18 protein-coding genes and 1 pseudogene are annotated in these 20,496 nt (G+C 57.9%); 13 read left to right on the top strand and 6 right to left on the bottom strand.

From position 1 onward, the window contains the following. The first annotated feature begins 43 nt into the window (after positions 1 to 43). Entirely contained in the window at positions 44 to 817 is a 774-nt protein-coding gene (locus KCG39_RS13645; protein ID WP_004105268.1) for a GntR family transcriptional regulator, read from the top strand. Then, on the top strand, positions 814 to 1,293 hold the full coding sequence (locus tag KCG39_RS13640) for a GNAT family N-acetyltransferase (protein ID WP_004124615.1): 480 nt from the start codon (positions 814 to 816) through the stop codon (positions 1,291 to 1,293). The genes KCG39_RS13645 and KCG39_RS13640 overlap by 4 nt, the downstream gene beginning before the upstream one ends. Here the strand turns inward: KCG39_RS13640 and galR are convergent. Beyond that, entirely contained in the window at positions 1,254 to 2,270 is a 1,017-nt protein-coding gene (gene galR, locus KCG39_RS13635) for an HTH-type transcriptional regulator GalR (protein ID WP_004853879.1), read from the bottom strand. The two genes, KCG39_RS13640 and galR, sit on opposite strands and share 40 nt — an antisense overlap. A 622-nt stretch (positions 2,271 to 2,892) precedes the next feature. Between galR and aas the strand changes: the two genes are divergently transcribed. Both aas and lplT read left to right on the top strand, forming a co-directional pair. Continuing rightward, on the top strand, positions 2,893 to 5,052 hold the full coding sequence (gene aas / locus KCG39_RS13630) for a bifunctional acyl-ACP--phospholipid O-acyltransferase/long-chain-fatty-acid--ACP ligase (protein WP_049114675.1): 2,160 nt from the start codon (positions 2,893 to 2,895) through the stop codon (positions 5,050 to 5,052). After that, positions 5,045 to 6,238 (top strand): lysophospholipid transporter LplT, encoded by a 1,194-nt coding sequence (lplT, locus tag KCG39_RS13625; RefSeq protein WP_004124605.1) that lies wholly within the window; start codon positions 5,045 to 5,047, stop codon positions 6,236 to 6,238. Before aas ends, lplT begins: the two co-directional genes overlap by 8 nt. Before the next feature lie 134 nt (positions 6,239 to 6,372). Here the strand turns inward: lplT and KCG39_RS13620 are convergent, their stop codons facing one another. The 5 genes and pseudogenes from KCG39_RS13620 to KCG39_RS27990 form a co-directional block, all read right to left on the bottom strand. Next, positions 6,373 to 7,413: an NADP(H)-dependent aldo-keto reductase gene (locus KCG39_RS13620; RefSeq protein WP_004124602.1), complete on the bottom strand. Its 1,041-nt coding sequence runs from the start codon at positions 7,411 to 7,413 to the stop codon at positions 6,373 to 6,375. Between the two features lie 235 nt (positions 7,414 to 7,648). Then, entirely contained in the window at positions 7,649 to 7,867 is a 219-nt protein-coding gene (locus KCG39_RS13615; RefSeq protein ID WP_004105255.1) for a YgdI/YgdR family lipoprotein, read from the bottom strand. Positions 7,868 to 7,991: 124 nt separating this feature from the next. Continuing rightward, positions 7,992 to 8,705, bottom strand: coding sequence for a TerC family protein (locus KCG39_RS13610; RefSeq protein ID WP_004132983.1), 714 nt, complete (start codon positions 8,703 to 8,705; stop codon positions 7,992 to 7,994). An 85-nt stretch (positions 8,706 to 8,790) separates the two neighbouring features. Beyond that, positions 8,791 to 9,483 (bottom strand): DNA mismatch repair endonuclease MutH, encoded by a 693-nt coding sequence (mutH, locus tag KCG39_RS13605; RefSeq protein WP_004124598.1) that lies wholly within the window; start codon positions 9,481 to 9,483, stop codon positions 8,791 to 8,793. Positions 9,484 to 9,571: 88 nt separating this feature from the next. After that, positions 9,572 to 9,712: pseudogene (locus KCG39_RS27990) on the bottom strand (hypothetical protein); the annotation flags it as partial. Positions 9,713 to 10,165: 453 nt separating this feature from the next. On the opposite strand from KCG39_RS27990, the gene rppH reads away from it, so the two are divergent. The 9 genes from rppH to recC all read left to right on the top strand — a co-directional run bounded on the left by rppH (position 10,166) and on the right by recC (position 20,273). Then, a complete protein-coding gene (rppH, locus tag KCG39_RS13600) occupies positions 10,166 to 10,696 on the top strand; it encodes an RNA pyrophosphohydrolase (RefSeq protein WP_004124593.1) in 531 nt (176 codons plus the stop codon). Between the two features lie 12 nt (positions 10,697 to 10,708). Beyond that, positions 10,709 to 12,955 carry a phosphoenolpyruvate--protein phosphotransferase gene (gene ptsP, locus KCG39_RS13595; protein WP_004124590.1) on the top strand — a complete coding sequence of 749 codons (2,247 nt, stop codon included), beginning with the start codon at positions 10,709 to 10,711 and terminating at the stop codon, positions 12,953 to 12,955. A 295-nt stretch (positions 12,956 to 13,250) separates the two neighbouring features. Next, positions 13,251 to 14,126: a prolipoprotein diacylglyceryl transferase gene (gene lgt / locus KCG39_RS13590; protein ID WP_004124587.1), complete on the top strand. Its 876-nt coding sequence runs from the start codon at positions 13,251 to 13,253 to the stop codon at positions 14,124 to 14,126. Positions 14,127 to 14,132: 6 nt separating this feature from the next. Then, entirely contained in the window at positions 14,133 to 14,927 is a 795-nt protein-coding gene (gene thyA, locus KCG39_RS13585; protein WP_004124584.1) for a thymidylate synthase, read from the top strand. Between the two features lie 219 nt (positions 14,928 to 15,146). Further along, the gene (locus tag KCG39_RS13580) at positions 15,147 to 15,614 is read left to right on the top strand and encodes a prepilin peptidase-dependent protein (RefSeq protein ID WP_004124582.1); all 468 of its coding nucleotides are present in this window, start codon (positions 15,147 to 15,149) and stop codon (positions 15,612 to 15,614) included. Beyond that, the gene (locus KCG39_RS13575; protein ID WP_087829939.1) at positions 15,605 to 16,168 is read left to right on the top strand and encodes a prepilin peptidase-dependent protein; all 564 of its coding nucleotides are present in this window, start codon (positions 15,605 to 15,607) and stop codon (positions 16,166 to 16,168) included. The genes KCG39_RS13580 and KCG39_RS13575 overlap by 10 nt, the downstream gene beginning before the upstream one ends. Then, entirely contained in the window at positions 16,165 to 16,578 is a 414-nt protein-coding gene (locus tag KCG39_RS13570) for a DUF2509 family protein (protein WP_049114857.1), read from the top strand. Before KCG39_RS13575 ends, KCG39_RS13570 begins: the two co-directional genes overlap by 4 nt. Further along, a complete protein-coding gene (locus tag KCG39_RS13565; protein WP_004124577.1) occupies positions 16,563 to 16,886 on the top strand; it encodes a prepilin-type N-terminal cleavage/methylation domain-containing protein in 324 nt (107 codons plus the stop codon). Before KCG39_RS13570 ends, KCG39_RS13565 begins: the two co-directional genes overlap by 16 nt. Positions 16,887 to 16,898: 12 nt before the next feature. Next, positions 16,899 to 20,273, top strand: a complete 3,375-nt coding sequence (recC, locus tag KCG39_RS13560) for an exodeoxyribonuclease V subunit gamma (RefSeq protein WP_142468464.1) — start codon at positions 16,899 to 16,901, stop codon at positions 20,271 to 20,273. Positions 20,274 to 20,496 lie beyond the last annotated feature (223 nt).

Here is a 20,496-nt window from a genome sequence, read left to right as displayed (position 1 = left end):
CGGCCGATATTGACTCGCAGGTTCATAACGCACAGGTGATATTGTGGAGAAGGCTATCATTCCGCCGGAAAAGAAACCCTACCAGGAAATAGGTGATGATTTACGCGCACAGATTGCGCAGGGGCGCTACCCCATCGGGTCGCGCCTGCCGCCGGAACGCAATATCGCCGAGACCTACGGCGTGAGCCGGACCATAGTGCGCGAAGCGCTGCTGATGCTGGAGCTGCAGGGGACGGTCGATATTCGCCAGGGCTCCGGGGTGTACGTGATGCGCATCCCGCACGAGGACGATAGCGAGGAAGAACAGATGCTAAGCAGCGACGTCGGGCCGTTCGAAATCCTGCAGGCCCGCCAGCTGCTGGAGAGCAATATCGCCGCCTTTGCCGCCAAAATGGCGACCCGCGCCGATATCGATAACCTGAAGCGTATTATCGAGCAGGAGCAGCGGGCTATTGCCGCCAACGATACCAGCCAGGATAACGCCCGGCTGTTTCACCTGGTGCTGGCCGGGGCGACGCAAAATCAGATGCTGCTGGCGACGGTCGAGCGCATCTGGCTGCAGATGGACAGCAGCCCGCTGTGGCAGCAGTTCAACGTGCATATCGCCAGCCGGGCGTACCGGCTGAAGTGGCTCGGCGACCGGCAAACGCTCCTCGCCGCCCTGCGCCGACGCGATGTGATGGGGGCCTGGCAGGCAATGTGGCAGCATCTTGAAAACGTCAAAAACAGCCTGCTGGAGCTCTCCGATGAAGACGCGCCGGACTTTGACGGCTATCTGTTTGAATCGGTGCCCATTTTTCAGGGGAAGCTGGTGTGATCATTCAGCCCCTGCACGCCGCGCCGCAGCACGCTTCACGGGTGACGGAATGGCTATGGCAGGCTTTTGGCGGTGAAACGCTGCCGCAGGCGTTCTTCGCCAGCATTGTCGGGCATAGCCAGACGCCGGGGGCGCTGCCGATGACCTTTATTGCCGCTGAAGGGGAGACGCTGCTGGGCACCGTCGGCCTGTGGCGCTGCGATTTAATCAGCCGTCAGGACCTTTATCCGTGGATGGCGGCGCTCTACGTGGCTCCTGAGTCGCGCGGGCGCGGGCTGGCGGGGAAACTACAGCAGCACGTGATTGGCTATGCCCGAACGCAGGGCTATAGCGAGCTGTTTCTCTACTCCGCCTGCCGCGATTTTTATGAACGTTTCGGCTGGCAGTATATCGGCGAAGGCCTGGATTATCCGGCCGCCGCCGTCAGTTTATACCGCTACGATTTATCGCTATCGAGAGGCGCAATCACCGAGTGACGGCGGACCAGCGTGGGGCTGAAAAGGTGGGTAATCTCCGGCGGCGGGCGATGTTCCGCCAGCGCTAACGCCAGCTCCGCGGCCTGCGTCGCCATGGTGACAATCGGATAGCGTACGGTGGTCAAACGCGGGCGCACGTAGCGCGAAATCAGCACGTCATCAAAGCCAATCAGCGAAATCTCGCGCGGCACATCAATCCCGTTATCGTTTAATACGCCCATAGCACCGGCGGCCATTGAGTCGTTATAGCAGGCTACGGCGCTGAAGTTCCTGCCGCGACCCAACAGCTCGGTTATGGCCTGTTCTCCACCGCTCTCATCGGGTTCGGCAAAAGTCACCAGGCGATCGTTGCACGGCAGATCGCTCTCTTTTAACGCCGCGTAGTAGCCCTGCAGGCGGTCTTCGGCATCGGAAATAGCGTGGTTTGAGCAGAGATAGCCGATGCGGGTGTGGCCCTGCTGGATCAGGTGGCGGGTCGCGAGCCATGCGCCGTAGCGGTCATCCAGCGCAACGCAGCGCTGCTCGAAGCCGGGGAGGATGCGGTTAATCAGCACCATGCCGGGAATTTGCTTCATCAGCGAGGCCAGTTCGTCATCGGGGATCATTTTGGCGTGGACCACCAGCGCGGCGCAGCGGTGGCGAATCAGTTGTTCAATCGCCTGGCGCTCTTTATGGAGATTGTGATAGCCGTTACCGATCAGCAAAAAATTGCCGGTATTGTAGGCGACCTGCTCGACGGCTTTCACCATCGCGCCGAAGAAGGGGTCGGAGACATCGCCCACCACCAGGCCGACGGTTTCCGTTGACTGCTGCGCCAGCGCGCGGGCGTTGGCGTTGGGGTGATAATTTAGCGTTTCCATCGCGGCGCCTACCGACTGGCGCGACGCTTCGCTGGCTTTCGGGGAATTGTTGATAACGCGGGAGACGGTAGCGACGGAAACTCCTGCGAGCCGGGCTACATCCTTAATAGTCGCCATACCAGGCCTTTTTTAGGGTAAGCGTTTACATAACGTTTATGTTACGGGAAAGTGCGGCAGATTCAAGGGTTGCTACTTTTGGGTTCATGCAATTGTGACGCAGATTAGCGTTGCTGGTGAAATAGTTACCCACAGGCGAGCGGAGAATGATTCCGGAAAACGACAATTCACACCTTTGCTTACACTTTGCGATTGGCTGTTGCGAATGTTCGCTGGTTTACCCATTCATTGCATTGATATTCTGGCTATCCCAGAGGTATTGATAGGTGGAGTCAACTTCAGGTTGACCACTTAATTACACCAGCCTGCGCAGATGCGCAGGTTTTTTTTTGCCCGCCGTTGGCCATTGTTACAGTTCGCGAAAAAAGTAATAACTGGTTGCACTTAGGCTCATTCCTTTGCGTTTTATGGCTGGCGGCGGCGGCGGGAAAAACGAGACAATCAGGATCCCAGAGGTATTGATTGGTGAGTTTTTTAAGTACGCTTTTCGTACTGATTATCTTGCACCGACCTGCGCGGATGCGCAGGTTTTTTTTGTCCTGAATTCCGCTCCTCCTGGTGCATTTTCCGCCCCTTCTCATGTAACCTGCTTTGACTGATTAACCGGTCAAACGGAGTTGTTATGCTTTTGGGATTTTTTAGACTGCTTTTCAAAGGATTGTACCGGGTCAAGTTAACCGGTGACCCGCAGGCGTTGTATCAGCAAAAGGTGCTGATTACGCCAAACCATGTCTCATTTATTGACGGCGTACTGCTGGCGCTTTTCCTGCCGGTACGCCCGGTGTTTGCGGTCTATTCCTCAATCAGCGATCGCTGGTTTATGCGCGCGCTAAAACCGATTATTGATTTTGTGCCGCTGGACCCGACCAAACCGATGTCGATAAAACATCTGGTCCGCCTGATTGAGCAGGGGCGCCCGGTGGTGATTTTCCCGGAAGGGCGGATCACGGTGAGCGGCTCGCTGATGAAAATTTACGACGGCGCCGCCTTTGTGGCGGCGAAGTCGCAGGCGACCATCGTGCCGCTGAGAATCGAAGGCGCTGAATTAACCCCCTTTAGCCGCCTGAAAGGGCTGGTCAAACGTCGTCTGTTCCCGCGCATTCAGCTGCACCTGCTGCCGCCGACGCATCTGCCGATGCCCGATGCGCCTCGCGCCCGCGAGCGGCGTAAAATTGCCGGTGAAATGCTGCATCAGATCATGATGGAAGCGCGGATGGCGGTGCGCCCGCGCGAAACGCTGTATGAGTCGCTGCTGGCGGCCCAGTACCGCTTCGGCGCGCGCAAAAACTGCGTGGAAGATATCAATTTTCAGCCGGACACCTACCGTAAGCTGCTGACCAAAACCCTCTTCGTGGCGCGCATTCTGGAAAAATACAGCGCCCAGGGCGAAAAAATCGGCCTGATGCTGCCGAACGCCGGAATAAGCGCGGCGGTGATTTTCGGCGCGATCGCCCGCGGCCGGGTCCCGGCGATGATGAACTATACCGCCGGAGTCAAAGGCCTGAGCAGCGCCATTACTGCCGCGGAAATCAAAACCGTATTCACCTCACGCACCTTCCTCGAAAAAGGCAAACTCTGGCACCTGCCGGAGCAGTTGACTCAGGTGCGCTGGGTGTTCCTCGAAGATTTAAAAGGCGACGTCACCGCCGGCGATAAGCTGTGGATTTTTGCTCACCTGATGATGCCGAAGCTGGCTCAGGTTAAGCAGCAGCCGGAAGACGCGGCGATGATCCTCTTTACCTCCGGCTCGGAAGGCAACCCGAAAGGGGTGGTGCATAGCCATAAAAGCCTGCTGGCCAACGTCGAACAAATTAAAACCATTGCCGACTTTACCGCGAACGATCGCTTTATGTCGGCGCTGCCTCTGTTTCACTCCTTTGGCCTGACGGTCGGCCTGCTGACTCCGCTGTTTACCGGCGCGGAAGTGTTCCTCTATCCCAGCCCTCTGCATTATCGCGTGGTGCCGGAGCTGGTGTACGACCGCAACTGTACCGTGCTGTTCGGCACCTCCACCTTCCTTGGCAACTACGCCCGCTTCGCGAATCCGTATGATTTTTACCGCCTGCGCTACGTTGTCGCCGGGGCGGAGAAGCTGCAGGAGAGCACGAAGCAGATCTGGCAGGACAAGTTTGGCCTGCGCATTCTTGAAGGCTACGGCGTCACCGAATGCGCGCCGGTAGTCTCGATCAACGTGCCGATGGCGGCGAAAGTGGGCACCGTTGGCCGCATTCTGCCGGGGATGGACGCGCGTCTGCTGGCGATGCCGGGAATTGAAGAGGGGGGCCGTTTGCAGCTTAAAGGGCCAAACATTATGAACGGCTATCTGCGGGTGGAAAATCCTGGGGTACTGGAAGCGCCAGCGGCGGAAAATCAGCATGGCGTCATCGAGGCTGGCTGGTACGACACCGGGGATATCGTCAGCTTTGACGAGCAGGGCTACGTGCGGATTCAGGGCCGCGCGAAGCGCTTTGCCAAAATCGCCGGTGAGATGGTGTCGCTGGAGATGGTCGAACAGGTGGCGCTGGCGGTTTCGCCGGACAAAATGCACGCTACGGCGATTAAACAGGACGCCAGCAAAGGCGAGGCGCTGGTGCTGTTTACTACCGATAATGAACTGAATCGTGAAAAACTGCTGCGCTATGCCCGTGAACACGGCGTACCGGAGCTGGCGGTACCGCGCGACATTCGCTGGCTGAAGCAACTCCCGGTACTGGGCAGCGGCAAGCCGGACTTTGTCACCCTTAAAGGCATGGTTGAACAGGCGGAAGATTCGGATGAGTGAGTCAGTACACACTAACACGTCGCTGTATTCGAAAGGGATGATGGCGGTTATCTGCGCCCAGTTTCTTTCGGCGTTTGGCGATAACGCGCTGTTGTTCGCCACCCTGGCGCTGATGAAGCAGCTGTTCTATCCGGAGTGGAGCCAACCGGTATTACAGATGTTGTTTGTGGGCGCTTACATTCTCTTTGCGCCGTTTGTCGGACAGTTTGCCGATAGCTTTGCCAAAGGGCGGGTGATGATGGTGGCGAACGGCCTGAAGCTGGTTGGCGCAGGCTGTATCTGCTTCGGCGTGAATCCGTTTATTGGCTATACGCTGGTGGGCATCGGCGCCGCCGCCTATTCTCCGGCTAAATACGGCATCCTCGGCGAGCTGACCACCGGCGATAAGTTAGTGAAAGCGAATGGCCTGATGGAGTCATCGACCATTGCGGCAATCCTGCTCGGCTCGATGGCGGGCGGTATTCTCGCCGACTGGCACGTTGTGGCGGCGCTCAGCGTCTGCGCGGTGGTGTATGCCGGGGCGGTCGTTGCCAACCTGTGGATCCCGAAGCTGCCGGCGGCTCGCCCCGGACAGTCGTGGCGCTTCAGGCCGATGACCCACAGCTTCTTCAGCGCCTGTACGACGCTATGGCGCAACGGTGAGACCCGCTTTTCGTTAGTCGGCACCAGCCTGTTCTGGGGGGCGGGCGTGACGCTTCGCTTCCTGCTGGTGCTGTGGGTCCCGGTGGCGCTGGGCATTACCAGCAACGCCATGCCAACCTACCTTAACGCGATGGTGGCGGTGGGGATCGTACTGGGGGCCGGCGCGGCGGCGAAGCTGGTGACGCTGGAAACGGTGTCGCGCTGTATGCCTGCCGGGATATTGATTGGCGTGGCGGTTATCTTTTTCGCCATCCAACAGGCGCTGCTGCCGGCGTTTGCTCTGCTGCTGCTGCTCGGGGCGTTCGGGGGCTTCTTTATCGTGCCGCTGAACGCGCTGCTTCAGGAGCGCGGCAAACATACGGTTGGCGCGGGTAACGCTATCGCGGTGCAGAACCTCGGCGAAAACGTGGCGATGCTGCTGATGCTGGGCCTCTATTCGCTTGCGGTGAGCATCGGTATTCCTGTCGTGGGCGTAGGGATTGGCTTTGGCGTGGTGTTCGCGCTGGCGATTACTGCCCTGTGGATTTGGGGACGACGCAGATAGTCTCTCTGGTGGCGCTTCGCTGACCGTATACGTATTTTCCCGGAGGCGGCGCGTCGCGCCTGTCCGGGCTACAAACCGCACGAACTTGTAGCCCGGACAGATGCGTAGCATCGCCTCCGGGAGCTTTTACGGCCTTACGGTGCCGGGTAGGTATAAACCTGATGCACCGCTTCAATCTCGGCTAAAACCTCTGCGCTTAGCTCCAGATGGAGGCTTTCGACGTTGGTCTTAAGCTGCTCCATGGTCGTCGCGCCAAGCAGGGTGCTGGCGACAAAAGGCTGACGACGCACGAAGGCCAGCGCCATCTGCGCCGGATCAAGGTTGTGCCGCCTGGCGATATCGACATAGGCCGCTACCGCTTTTTGCGTTTGCTCGCCGCTGTAGCGTGTAAAACGGCTGAACAGCGTGTTGCGCGCGCCAGCCGGTTTCGCGCCGTTGAGGTATTTCCCGGTCAGCGTACCGAACGCCAGGCAGGAATAGGCCAGCAGCTCCACGCCCTCATACTGACTGACTTCCGCCAGGCCCACTTCATAGCTGCGGTTCACCAGGCTGTACGGGTTCTGAATCGTCACGATGCGCGGCAGATCGTGCTTATCCGCCAGGTGGAGATAGCGCATTACGCCAAACGCCGTTTCGTTGGAGACGCCAATATAGCGAATCTTACCAGCGCGCTGGAATTCGGCCAGCGCGTCCAGCGTATCCAGCAGGGTGACGACCGGCGCGGAATCGGCCCAGGTGTAGCCCAGCTTGCCGAAACAGTTGGTCGGGCGCTGAGGCCAGTGTACCTGATAGAGGTCGAGATAATCGGTCTGCAGACGCTTCAGGCTATCGTGCAGCGCATCGCGGATGTTTTTGCGATCCAGCTTGTGGTCAGGACGAATGCTGCTGTCGTTATTGCGGGCAGGGCCGCTGACTTTAGAGGCGACAACCAGCTTTTCGCGATTGCCGCGCTTCGCCAGCCAGTTGCCGACGTAGGTTTCCGTCAGGCCCTGGGTTTCCGGGCGCGGCGGGACGGGATACATTTCCGCGACATCAATCAGGTTAATGCCCTGACTCACCGCGTAATCGAGCTGTTCGTGCGCGTCTGCCTCGCTATTCTGCTCACCAAACGTCATTGTGCCCAGCCCCAGCGTGCTGATCTCAAGAGAACTGTGTGGGATACGGTGATACTGCATAGCCGGCTTCCTTTTTTATCAACAAGGTCAGGCATTACCCGACAAAGGAATATAAAAATGGCAGAGGGGGAGAAAAAGGGGAAGTAAAAAATCAAAAAAGCCGGGTTGACGCGCTCCGGCCCGCTTAATGCTGGCGGGCAGATCCGGTTTGTCCCGACTCTTTTCTTAAATCTGAAGAATAATGAAAGCTGCTCAACCCGGCGATAAATGAGACATCGCTGCCCGGCGGCGGGTCTTAACGTTTAATAATCTGCGAAACGTCGTCACGATTGATCTGCATTTTATTACCCTGCTGATCTTCGTAGCTGATAAGGCCGGTATCGTCATCTATGGCGGGCTTACCGTCGGTCAGAATCATGCGACCATCTTTGGTTGCCATGACGTAATCGCTGCTGCAACCGGAAACCGAGAACGCCAGTCCTACGGCGGAAATCAATACTGCCCATTTTTTCATCGTTATCACCCCTATTATAGCCGCACCTCGTACCAGTATATTAATAGCCTGATTTATGAGACATAAAAAGCAGTTAAGTCTTAAAAAAGGATTGCAGCCCGTTTCAGGGCTGCATTTTAGCGGGCTACAGCGGATTTTTTTTATTGCGCAGCAGGTTGAGGCTTTCAACTGCAATCGAAAAGAACATCGCGAAGTAGATGTAGCCTTTCGGCACGTGCACGTCGAAACTTTCGAGCATCAGCGTGAAGCCGACGAGGATCAAAAACGACAGCGCCAGCATTTTCACCGAAGGATGGCGGTCAACAAAATCGCCTATCGGACGAGCGGCGACCATCATTACCAGCACCGCGATGACCACTGCCGCCATCATGATAAACAGATGGTCCGACAGCCCGACGGCGGTGATCACCGAATCGAGACTGAAAATAATATCCAGCAGCATAATCTGCACGATAGCGCCCATAAAGGAATGGACGTTGGTTTTCAGCCCTTCTTCTTCGCCTTCAATGGATTCGTGAATCTCTTTACTCGCCTTCCAGATCAGGAATAGCCCGCCCAGCAGCAGGATCAGATCGCGAAACGAGATCTCCTGGCCTAACACGGTAAAGAGCGGATTGGTGAGCTTGACGACCCACGCGATTGACGCCAGCAGTGCCAGACGCATGATCATCGCACCCATTAGCCCAATGCGGCGAGCGTGAGCCCGTTGCGCCGTGGGCAGCTTAGCGACCACCAGAGAGAGGAAAATAATATTATCGATCCCGAGCACTATCTCCAGCAGCGTCAGCGTACCAAGCGCCAGCCAGGCGTTAGGATCGGTTACCCATGCAAATAACATCGTTCAAAGTCCTGCAAAATAGAAAGATGCGATTATATGCAACCGCTACGGCAGAACAAAAAAATAATCATCCGCAGGCCGTTATTTAGGAGGAGAGAAGGAAGTGGCGGGCCAACAGGGCGGCGGTAAAGTTTTTCTTCAGGTAGAAACCGCGCGGTAAGGTGAGGATCGGCTCGCCGCGGGCGCCGACGGCCTCGGTCAGCGCTTTGCTGTTTGCCGCTTTCGGGCGCAGCTGCAGCACTTCGCCATGGCGGGCGGTAATACGTTCGACCTGGCCGAGCACGATCAGATCCATCAGCTCTTCCCAGTCCATCCGCAGCTGGCGATCTTCTTCTTCGCTGGGGCTCCACAGCAGCGGAGCGCCGACGCGGCGATCGGCCAAAGGGATCGTCCGCTCGCCCTCTACCGGCACCCACAGCACGCGCTTGAGCTTATGGCGCACGTGGCTGCTCTCCCAGGTCACGCCGCTGTTGCCGGTGAGCGGCGCGACGCAGACGAAGGTGGTTTCCAGCGGGCGGCCTGAAGAATCGATGGGGATCGTTTTCAGCTCGACGCCGAGGGCGGCGAAATCCTGCTCCGGCTTACTGCCTGCGCTGGCGCCCAGCCATATCTCCAGCAGAATGCCGATCCAGCCTTTATCGCGTTTTAAATCGCGCGGAATCGGAATCCCGGCAAGCTGGGCCAGTTCACCCAGCGAATAGCCTGCCAGCTGCTGCGCCTGGGCCAGAAGTTGCTCCTGGCTTTGCGGGGGGGATAAGAGCGGCGCGATGGTCGGCATAACGTAAAACCTCTGACTAAAAAGTGAGCAGTAATTTCATCCATTGTGGATAGAGTTTACCTTTTCTTGAGTAAGTATGACAATTTGATGATTCGTATGGCTTTTTTTTCATTTTTTTGTCGCTGTGAAAATGGTGAAACCGGGTTTTCCAGAACTGGTCACCGACAATGAACAGGATCTTACACCCTGTTATCCACAGAAAAATGGGATAACTGGGGAAAAGCGCCACTACTGTTTCCATTTACAGCCTTGACGTGAGAGGAAAATCGAGTTTTTAGACAAAATATGCCCAGCTCGCTTGTGTAATCTGTGGATAAAATCAACATTGCTCGATCTTTCATCAGTTCCAGGATCGCTTATGTGATGATCGTCACGTTATACTGTGAATTATGAAATTTAAACATGCTAACACAATGAAAATTAGGTCATTATTATTAATGGTTATGGCTACGCCGTTCGGATGATTCCGGGTTTTCCCGGGTTAATTCCATACTTCTTCACAACTCTATCCACAGAAAAAGTGAATAAAATCGTCCGGGTATGGCTTTCGCTGTTTATAACTCTGGGTATTACTGTGAGTTATTCAAATGTTATTCGAACTCATCGCTCTCACAGAGTGGTTTACCGTTTCCAGCGAGTGTGAAACAATCATTCACATTGAAGCTTATTTTGAGGTAGTCCGGTGATTGATGACGATGGCTACCGCCCAAATGTCGGTATTGTAATCTGTAATCGCCAGGGCCAGGTTATGTGGGCCAGGCGCTATGGTCAGCACTCGTGGCAGTTCCCGCAAGGGGGCATAAATCCAGGAGAATCAGCAGAGCAAGCGATGTATCGGGAATTGTTCGAAGAAGTCGGGTTAAGCCGCAAAGATGTGCGGATCCTCGCTTCAACCCGTAACTGGTTGCGTTACAAATTGCCTAAACGTTTGGTGCGTTGGGACACTAAGCCGGTATGTATCGGCCAGAAACAGAAGTGGTTTCTCCTGCAATTGATCGGCAGCGATGCGGATGTCAATATGCAAACCAGCAGTACACCTGAGTTTGATGGCTGGCGATGGGTAAGCTACTGGTACCCGGTGCGCCAGGTGGTGTCGTTTAAGCGCGACGTATACCGCAGGGTGATGAAAGAGTTCGCCAGCGTCACGATGGCGCTGGCGGAAAGCACGCCTAAGCCGCAAAGCGCGCCTGCATATCGACGTAAAAGAGGTTAAGCCACGCACATTATGCTCACTCGGTTGCGAGAAATAGTCGAGAAGGTCGCGAGTGCGCCGCGTTTAAACGAGGCGCTGGATATCCTGGTCACCGATATCTGCGCCGCGATGGAGACGGAAGTCTGTTCGGTTTATCTGGCTGACAATGACCGACGCTGTTATTACCTGATGGCGACGCGCGGGTTGAAAAAGCCCCGCGGGCGCATCGTTGCGCTTGCTTTTGACGAAGGCCTGGTCGGCCTGGTGGGCCGCCTGGCGGAACCCATTAACCTCGCCGACGCGCAAAAGCACCCCAGCTTTAAATACATTCCTGCAGTAAAAGAGGGCCGTTTTCGCGCCTTCCTCGGCGTGCCGATTATCCAGCGGCGTCAGCTGCTCGGCGTGCTGGTCGTGCAGCAGCGCGAACTGCGCCAGTTTGACGAAAGCGAAGAATCATTCCTGGTCACTCTGGCCACGCAAATCGCCGGCATTCTCTCTCAGTCCCAGCTGAACGCGCTGTTCGGTCAATACCGTCAGACCCGCATCCGCGCGCTGCCCGCCTCGTCAGGCGTGGCGATTGCCGAAGGCTGGATGGACGTCAGCCTGCCGCTGATGGAGCAGGTGTATGAAGCCTCGACGCTCGATACCGCTTCCGAGCGCGAGCGGCTGACCGGCGCGCTGGAAGAGGCGGCGAATGAGTTTCGCCGCTACAGCAAGCGCTACTCTGCCGGCGCGCAGAAAGAGACGGCGGCTATCTTTGACCTCTATTCGCATCTGCTTTCCGACGCGCGCCTGCGCCGCGAACTGTTCGCCGAAGTCGATAAAGGCGCGGTGGCTGAATGGGCGGTGAAGAAGATCATCGAGAAGTTTGCCGAACAGTTTGCCGCGCTCAGCGACGGCTATCTGAAAGAGCGCGCGGGCGATCTGCGCACGCTGGGCCAGCGGCTGCTTTTCCATCTTGATGACAGTATTCAGGGGCCAAACACCTGGCCGGAGCGTATCGTGCTGGTGGCGGATGAACTGTCGGCCACCACCTTAGCGGAGGTTCCTCAGGATCGTTTAGCCGGCGTGGTGGTGCGCGATGGCGCGGCCAACTCCCATGCCGCGATTATGGTGCGCGCGCTGGGCATTCCGACGGTGATGGGCGCGGATATTCAGCCTTCGCTGCTGCACGGGCATACTCTGATTGTCGACGGCTATCGCGGCGAGCTGCTGGTCGACCCGGAGCCGGTGCTGCTGCAAGAGTATCAGCGCCTGATCAGCGAAGAGAACGAGCTTAGCCGCCTGGCTGAGGACGATCTTGAACGCGCTTCCGAACTGAAAAGCGGCGAGCGGGTAAAAGTGATGCTCAACGCGGGCCTCAGCCCCGAGCACGAAGAAAAGCTCGGCAATTTCGTCGACGGTATCGGCCTTTACCGTACCGAAATCCCCTTTATGCTGCAAAGCGGCTTCCCGTCTGAAGAGGAGCAGGTTGCCCAGTATCAGGGCATGCTGCAGATGTTCAACGAGAAATCGGTCACCCTGCGCACGCTGGACATCGGCGCGGATAAACAGCTGCCGTATATGCCGATTAGCGAAGAGAATCCGTGCCTTGGCTGGCGCGGTATTCGGATCACGCTCGATCAGCCGGAGATCTTTCTGGTACAGGTCCGCGCGATGCTGCGGGCCAACGCCGCAACCGGAAACCTCAGCATCCTGCTACCGATGGTCACCAGTCTCGATGAAGTGGATGAGGCTCGTCGCCTGATCGATCGCGCCAGCCGCGAAGTGGAAGAGATGATTGGCTACGCCATTCCCCGCCCGCGTCTTGGCGTGATGCTGGAAGTGCCGTCGATGGTCTTTATGCTGCCGCAGCTGGCGAACCGCGTTGATTTTATCTCCGTTGGCACCAACGACCTGACCCAGTACATTCTGGCGGTGGATCGCAACAATACCCGGGTCGCCAGTATGTACGACAGCCTGCATCCGGGGGTACTGCGGGCGCTGGCGATGATTGCCCGCGACGCCGAGCGTTTTGGTATCGACCTGCGCCTGTGCGGCGAAATGGCGGGCGATCCGATGTGCGTGACGATTCTGATCGGGATGGGCTATCGCCATCTGTCGATGAACGGTCGTTCGGTGGCGAGAGTGAAGTATTTGCTGCGGCGCATCGATATCAATGAAGCCCAGGAGCTTTCCCAGCGTAGCCTGGACGCGCAGATGACCGCCGAAGTGCGCCATCAGGTCGCGGCTTTTATGGAACGACGCGGACTCGGCGGCCTGATTCGCGGCGGCCGGTAGCGGGGGCTACGGTTCATGAATTTGTAGCCCGGGTAAGGCGTTAGCCGTGACCCGGGACAACGCTGACGAGATTCGAGCGGCCTGAGGGTTGGGTCGTCCGGACAGGCGCAGCGCGCCGCCTCCGGGAATGCTCAACCGCGAATTCGCATTCGTATACATATCTTTTACATGTCCGGCGCGGATCGCCCTTCGCGCTTATGCTATCATTCGCAGCCTTTGGAGCGCCCGTTTCTGACGCGCGCGAACGATCCCCGCTGTCCACTTTCGGCGGAATAACAAGTGTTTATGGTGACAGATGAATAGTGGCTACCTGCATTTTCCGGAGTTTGATCCGGTAATTTTTTCCATTGGACCGGTCTCCCTTCACTGGTACGGCCTGATGTATCTGGTTGGGTTTATATTTGCGATGTGGTTGGCCACCCGTCGGGCCAATCGTCCGGGCAGCGGTTGGACAAAAAACGAAGTTGAAAACCTGCTGTATGCTGGCTTCCTCGGGGTTTTCCTCGGCGGGCGTCTTGGCTATGTCTTCTTCTACAACCTACCGGTGTTCCTCGACGATCCGCTCTATCTGTTCCGCGTCTGGGACGGCGGTATGTCCTTCCACGGCGGCCTGATCGGCGTGATTCTGGTGATGATCATTTTCGCCAAACGCACGAAGCGTACCTTCTTCCAGGTTTCCGATTTTATTGCGCCGCTGATTCCGTTTGGCCTCGGCGCCGGGCGTCTGGGCAATTTTATCAACGGCGAACTGTGGGGCCGCGTCGATCCGAACTTCCACTACACCATGATTTTCCCCGGCTCTCGGGCGGAAGACCTGGCGCTGCTGCCGTCACATCCTGAGTGGCAATCGCTGTTCGATACCTACGGCGCGCTGCCGCGTCACGCTTCCCAACTCTATGAGTTGGCGCTGGAAGGCGTCGTGCTGTTCCTGATCCTGAACCTGTTTATCCGCAAGCCGCGTCCGGCAGGTTCGGTTTCCGGTCTGTTCCTGATTGGCTATGGTCTGTTCCGCATCATCGTGGAGTTTTTCCGCCAGCCCGATGCGCAGTTCACCGGCGGCTGGGTACAGTACATCAGCATGGGTCAGATTCTTTCGATCCCGATGGTGCTTGCGGGTATCATCATGATGGTCTGGGCGTACCGTTGTCGTCCGCAGCAACAAAATTCTTGAGGAACCATGAAACAGTATCTTGATTTGATGCAGAAAGTGCTCGACGAGGGCACGCAAAAAAATGACCGCACCGGTACCGGCACCGTCTCTATCTTCGGCCACCAGATGCGTTTTAACCTGCAGGAAGGATTCCCGTTGGTGACGACCAAACGCTGTCATTTACGCTCCATCATCCATGAACTGCTGTGGTTCCTGCAGGGTGACACCAACGTGGCGTATCTGCACGAAAACAACGTCACTATCTGGGACGAGTGGGCGGATGAAAACGGCGATCTGGGGCCGGTCTACGGCAAGCAGTGGCGTTCCTGGCCCGCGCCGGACGGCCGTCATATCGACCAGATCAGCACGGTGATGGAACAGCTGAAGAACGACCCGGATTCTCGCCGGATTATCGTCTCGGCATGGAACGTCGGCGAGCTGAACAAAATGGCGCTGGCCCCGTGCCACGCGTTCTTCCAGTTCTACGTCGCCGACGGCAAGCTCTCCTGCCAGCTCTATCAGCGCTCGTGCGATGTATTCCTCGGCCTGCCGTTCAATATCGCCAGCTACGCGCTGCTGGTGCATATGGTGGCGCAGCAGTGCGACCTCGAAGTGGGCGATTTTGTCTGGACCGGCGGTGATACGCACCTGTACAGCAACCACATGGAGCAGACGCACCTGCAGCTGAGCCGCGAACCACGGGCGCTGCCGAAGCTGGTGATCAAACGTAAGCCGGCATCGATTTTCGACTACCGTTTTGAAGACTTCGAAATCGAAGGCTACGACCCGCATCCGGGGATTAAAGCGCCAGTGGCGATTTAACCCGGAAGTGACGACGAAAAACCGGTGCCTGCGAGCGCCGGTTTTTTTATGCGCCAGCAAGGCCAAACGGCGCAGTAACCCGCTGTCAGAAGACTTTTTTGCGAGCAGGTATCCTGCGTCTCTGCAACCCGTTGCAATACCATAAATACTCTCTGAAGCGCGACGCAAACCCGCATTTTACTGTTCGAATAAAGCCTCAATGCTCCGCATACTTGGGCCATGAACAGAGAACATGGCTACACCCTGATTGAAACCCTGGTCACGATGGTCGTGGTCGTCATTCTTGGCGCCAGCGGGCTGTACGGCTGGCAGAGCTGGCAACGGCAGCAGCGCTTGTGGCAAACCGCCTGTCAGGTCCGCGACTACCTGGTGCTGCTACGCGATGACGCCAACTGGCACAACCGCGATAGAGTGTTAAGCGTCGGCCAGGGCGCGGCGGGGTGGTGCCTGAGCGCCAGCGGGCCGATGGCCGACTGTAGCGTCAGGAACGCTTTCACGCTGCAACCGCTCTGGCCGGAGGTTTCGCTCAGCGCGATGACGCCGGGGCTGGGATTCTATGGCCTGCGTAATACCGCCTGGGCCGGGCATATCCGCCTGCAAAGCGCGGCCGGCGGCTGGAACATAATCGTTTCAAACTGGGGGCGAATCCGCCTCTGTCGCGGCGAGGAGATAGCATCATGCCTGTAACATGCCGCGGTTTTTCGCTACCGGAAACGCTGATCGCGATGGCTATCAGCTCCGTACTGCTGCTCGGCAGCGCGCGTTTTCTCCCGGCGCTGCAGTGGGCTACGCTTCGCCAGACCCGCCAGCAGTCGCTGGAAAATGAGCTCTGGCAGCGAATCTACACCGTAGCGAAGCACCTGCAGCGCGCCGGCTATTGCCGTGGCCTCTGTCGCGGGCAGGCGCTGTATATTGCAGGCGGCGGTGATTGCCTGCTGGTGAGTTGGGATAGCAACGGCGATGGCGTCTGGAATAGCGCGCCGTCATCGGAATCGGATACCACCGGGTTTCGTCTGCGCGATGGCGCGCTGGAAACCCTGCGCGGAGCAAGCGCCTGTAGCGGCAAAGGCTGGGAGAAAATGACCAACCCGGCGGCGATTCAGGTCACCGCGTTTCAGGTTACGCGCCTGGAGAGGGCGGGCTTCTCGCCTGAATTATCGATCGCGCTGGCGGCGCACTCGGTCGCCGACCCGCAAATCCGCGCGCGGGCGGAATACGCCGTAACGGGATATAACCTGTGAATCGCCAGCGCGGGCTCTCTTCGCTACTGATGGTACTGCTGCTTTTAGCGCTCGGCAGTTTATTACTCCAGGGGCTGAACCAGCAGCAGAGTTCGCTGTTAGCGCAGACGGCCAGCGAAACACAGGCGCTTCGCGATGCCGCTGGCGCGCATTCTGCGCTGCAGTGGGGGAAGGGGCTCGCCTGGTCTCTTCAGGAAACGGTTAGCTGCCAGCAGAACGCGGCGCTCGGCTGGCGCGCCTGCTTGCGGATCTTTAGCGACGCCTCGGTATTGCTAATTGGCGGCAGCGATGGCGGCGGCATGCTGCTGTGGCAGTCAGGTGCAATCGAACAAAGCCGCGTTCGCTTTTCGCCTCACGGCTGGAGCGATTTTTGCCCGTTAAAGGAGGCGAGCCTATGCCTGATGCCCTGAGGCGGCAGAGAGGGTTTAGCCTGCCTGAAACGCTGCTGGCTTTAGTCTTGCTTATCGCAACCGTGACCGCGCTGGCCGGCTATCAGCGAGGGTTGGCCAACGGCTTTATGCAGCTTAACCAGTACCGTCAGCTGTGGCGCGATGCGTGGCGATTCGCTCAGCTTAGCCCACCGGTGATTCCCGCGAACCGCCAGGTATCCCGTGTGCAGACATCGGTGCAAAGATGTGTCAGCATCACGGTAACGATCACCATGCCCGCAGCCAGGCGGGCGCAGATGACCCGGCTGCATTGCCCGGTCAGTCAGTAACCAGGAGCGAATATGTTAAGGGTGTACCACTCAAACCGTCTGGATGTGCTTGAAGCGTTGATGGAGTTTATCGTCGAGCGCCAGCGGCTGGATGACCCTTTTATGCCGGAAATGGTGTTGGTGCAGAGTACCGGGATGGCGCAGTGGCTACAGATGACGCTGGCGCAGCGCTTCGGCATCGCGGCCAACATTGAGTTCCCGCTGCCCGCCAGCTTTATCTGGGATATGTTCGTGCGGGTACTGAAAGATATACCCGGAGAAAGCGCGTTCAGCAAACAAAGTATGAGCTGGAAACTCATGACCCTGCTACCGCAGCGGCTTGACGATGAATCCTTTACGCTACTGCGCCACTACCTGCACGATGATAGCGACAAGCGTAAGCTGTTCCAGCTGGCCGCCAGAGTCGCCGATCTCTATGACCAGTATCTGGTTTATCGCCCCGAGTGGCTGATGCGCTGGGAGGCCGATCGGCGCGTGGACGGCCTGGGCGATGCGCAGGAGTGGCAGGCGCCGCTGTGGAAAGCTCTCGTGGAATATACCGCCGAGCTGGGCCAGCCGCTGTGGCATCGCGCCAATTTGTACCAACGCTTTATCAGCGCGCTTGAAGCGGCCGAAGAGCCGCCCGCCGGGCTGCCGTCGCGAGTCTTTATTTGCGGGATTTCGGCGCTGCCGCCGGTATATCTGCAGGCGCTACAGGCGTTGGGTAAGCATGTCGACGTCTATGTCCTTTTCACTAACCCGTGTCGCTACTACTGGGGCGACATTAAAGACCCGGCATTTCTCGCAAAACTGCTGTCCCGCCAGCGCCGTCACCACCGCGAAACGACGCGAGCGCTGCCGCTGTTTCGCGATACGGAACAGGCTCCAGGGCTGTTCAACGACGCCGGGGAGCAGGATGTGGGTAATCCGCTGCTGGCTTCCTGGGGCAAGCTGGGGCGCGACTATATTTATCTGCTGGCGGGTCTTGAGCGCTATGAAGAGCTGGACGCCTTTGTCGATATCGCGCCGGATAACCTGTTGCATAATCTGCAGGCGGATATTCTTGAGCTGCGCAATGCGGCGGTGGCCGGGCGCAGCGCCGAGGAGTTTGCCAACAGCGGCAGCAAGCGGCTGCTGGCCGCGGATGACCGTAGCCTGACGATTCATGTCTGCCACAGCCCGCAGCGCGAGGTTGAGGTGCTGCACGACCGGCTGCTGGCGATGCTGGAAGAGAATCCCGAACTCACCCCGCGCGATATTATCGTCATGGTGGCGGATATCGATAGCTACAGCCCCTATATCCAGGCGGTCTTCGGCAGCGCCAGCGGCGAGCGCTGGCTGCCGTGGGCGATATCCGACCGGCGCGCCCGTGAATCGCATCCGGCGCTGCAGGCGTTTATCACTCTCCTTTCGCTGCCCGACAGCCGCTTCGCCAGCGAAGACGTGCTGGCGCTGCTCGACGTTCCGGTACTGGCCGCGCGCTTTAACATCGACGAAGAGGGGCTGCGCTACCTGCGCCAGTGGGTTAACGAATCCGGCGTACGCTGGGGAATGGATGACGACAACGTGCGCGAGCTCGACCTCCCTGCTACCGGCCAGCATACCTGGCGCTTTGGCCTGACGCGTATGCTATTGGGCTACGCCATGGACAGCAGCGAGGGGGAGTGGCGCTCGGTGCTGCCTTATGATGAGTCGAGCGGTCTTATCGCCGAGCTGGTGGGCAACCTGGCGTCGCTGCTGATGCAGCTCAATCTCTGGCGTCGCGGGCTGGCCCAGGATCGCCCATTAGCCGAGTGGCTGCCGCTATGCCGAGACCTTCTGAACGACTTCTTCCTTCCGGACAGCGAAACGGAGGCCGCCCTGGCGCTGATAGAACAGCAGTGGCAGGCGGTGATTGACGGCGGCGTCGACGCGCAATATGGCGAAACGGTACCGCTGTCGCTACTCCGCGATGAGCTGTCCCAGAGGCTCGATCAGCAGCGTATCAGCCAGCGCTTTCTCGCCGGCCCAGTCAATATTTGTACCCTGATGCCGATGCGTTCGATTCCTTTCAAGGTGGTCTGCCTGCTGGGAATGAACGACGGCGTTTATCCGCGCACCCTGGCGCCGCTGGGCTTTGATTTAATGAGCCAGAAGCCGCAGCGCGGCGACCGTAGCCGTCGCGATGACGACCGCTATCTGTTCCTTGAAGCCCTGATGTCGGCCGAACAGAAGCTGTACATCAGCTATATCGGCCGTTCTATTCAGGATAACAGTGAACGCTATCCCTCCGTTCTGGTTCAGGAGTTGGCGGACTACATCGGCCAGAGCCATTGCCTGGAGGGCGACGAGGAGCTGGACTGCGATGCCAGCGAACGCCGCGTCAAAGAGCACATCACGCATCTACATACCCGCATGCCTTTCGATGCCGCTAATTTTCTGGCCAATGAAGATCAAAGCTATGCCCGGGAATGGCTGGCGGCCGCCAGCCAGCAGGGGGAAGCGCACAGCGCGTTCATCCAGCCGCTGCCGGCGCCGGAAATCGATCGCTTACCTTTCGAACAGCTGCTGCGCTTCTGGCAACACCCCGTTCGCGCCTTCTTTCAGCAGCGGCTGCGGGTGAATTTCCGCTCGGAGGAGAGCGAGATCCCCGACGATGAACCTTTTATCCTCGAAGGGCTGAGCCGCTATCAGCTGAACCAGCAGCTGCTCAACACCCTGATTGAAGAGCAGGACGCCTCGGCGATGTATCGCCGCTTCCGTGCCGCCGGCGAGCTACCCTACGGCGCTTTCGGCGAGCTGGCCTGGGAAACCCAGCGTCAGGAGATGCAAAACCTGGCCGAACGGGTGATTGCCTGCCGCCAGCCGGGGCAAAGCATGGAAATCGATCTGCAATGCAACGGAGTCAACATAACTGGCTGGCTGCAGCAGGTACAATCCGACGGTTTGCTGCGCTGGCGGCCTTCGCTATTAAGCGTGGCCCAAGGGATGCAACTTTGGCTGGAGCATCTTGTCTATTGTGCTAGCGGCGGTAGCGGCGAAAGTCGGCTGTTTGTGCGTAAAGAGGGCCAGTGGCGTTTTCCACCGCTGGCGCAGGAGCAGGCCCAGGGCTACCTTAACGATCTGGTTGACGGTTACCTGCAGGGAATGTCCAAACCGCTGCTGCTGCTGCCGGAAAGCGGCGGCGCATGGCTAAAAGTCTGTTATGACGCCGAAAAGGATGTCATGTTAATGGACGAAGAGACGCAGCAAAAAGCGCGCAGTAAATTTCTACAGGCTTATGAAGGGAACATGGTGGTCAGCGGTGAAGGTACCGACGTCTGGTATCAGCGCCTGTGGCGTACCCTGGAACCAGAATACTATGAAGAGATCCTTACGCATACGCAGCGTTATTTGCTACCGGTGTTTCGTTTCCATCAGTCCGAATAACATTGTAATAGTATAAAAATTGCGCACTGGACGGCAGTTCAATTATGATGCGCAGCGAATCACGGACTGATGTTTTATTAAGAGCTTATCCCATTAGGTTATTTTATTTGCCTGTTTGGGCTTGGGCAGTGCTCACAATCCTCACGTACTATGTGTACGCTCCGGTTGTTCCGCGCTGTCCGCGTCCAAACTGGCTGCAACAATGACACCTACCGGGAAAAGC

Origin of the sequence: Klebsiella pasteurii (assembly GCF_018139045.1) — a bacterium.
GTDB lineage: Bacteria > Pseudomonadota > Gammaproteobacteria > Enterobacterales > Enterobacteriaceae > Klebsiella > Klebsiella grimontii.
The sequence above is the reverse complement of the archived record's forward strand: the minus strand, read 5'-3'. Positions and strand labels throughout refer to the sequence as shown.

What these genes read in the sequence shown, in the direction of transcription:
- lgt (WP_004124587.1), top strand. Translation starts at nt 13,251, where the DNA reads ATGAATAGTGGCTACCTGCATTTTCCGGAGTTTGATCCGGTAATTTTT.
- KCG39_RS13565 (WP_004124577.1), top strand. Translation starts at nt 16,563, where the DNA reads ATGCCTGATGCCCTGAGGCGGCAGAGAGGGTTTAGCCTGCCTGAAACG.
- KCG39_RS13580 (WP_004124582.1), top strand. Translation starts at nt 15,147, where the DNA reads ATGAACAGAGAACATGGCTACACCCTGATTGAAACCCTGGTCACGATG.
- lplT (WP_004124605.1), top strand. Translation starts at nt 5,045, where the DNA reads ATGAGTGAGTCAGTACACACTAACACGTCGCTGTATTCGAAAGGGATG.
- KCG39_RS13615 (WP_004105255.1), bottom strand. Translation starts at nt 7,867, where the DNA reads ATGAAAAAATGGGCAGTATTGATTTCCGCCGTAGGACTGGCGTTCTCG.
- galR (WP_004853879.1), bottom strand. Translation starts at nt 2,270, where the DNA reads ATGGCGACTATTAAGGATGTAGCCCGGCTCGCAGGAGTTTCCGTCGCT.
- KCG39_RS13575 (WP_087829939.1), top strand. Translation starts at nt 15,605, where the DNA reads ATGCCTGTAACATGCCGCGGTTTTTCGCTACCGGAAACGCTGATCGCG.
- thyA (WP_004124584.1), top strand. Translation starts at nt 14,133, where the DNA reads ATGAAACAGTATCTTGATTTGATGCAGAAAGTGCTCGACGAGGGCACG.
- aas (WP_049114675.1), top strand. Translation starts at nt 2,893, where the DNA reads ATGCTTTTGGGATTTTTTAGACTGCTTTTCAAAGGATTGTACCGGGTC.
- KCG39_RS13620 (WP_004124602.1), bottom strand. Translation starts at nt 7,413, where the DNA reads ATGCAGTATCACCGTATCCCACACAGTTCTCTTGAGATCAGCACGCTG.
- recC (WP_142468464.1), top strand. Translation starts at nt 16,899, where the DNA reads ATGTTAAGGGTGTACCACTCAAACCGTCTGGATGTGCTTGAAGCGTTG.
- ptsP (WP_004124590.1), top strand. Translation starts at nt 10,709, where the DNA reads ATGCTCACTCGGTTGCGAGAAATAGTCGAGAAGGTCGCGAGTGCGCCG.
- mutH (WP_004124598.1), bottom strand. Translation starts at nt 9,483, where the DNA reads ATGCCGACCATCGCGCCGCTCTTATCCCCCCCGCAAAGCCAGGAGCAA.
- KCG39_RS13610 (WP_004132983.1), bottom strand. Translation starts at nt 8,705, where the DNA reads ATGTTATTTGCATGGGTAACCGATCCTAACGCCTGGCTGGCGCTTGGT.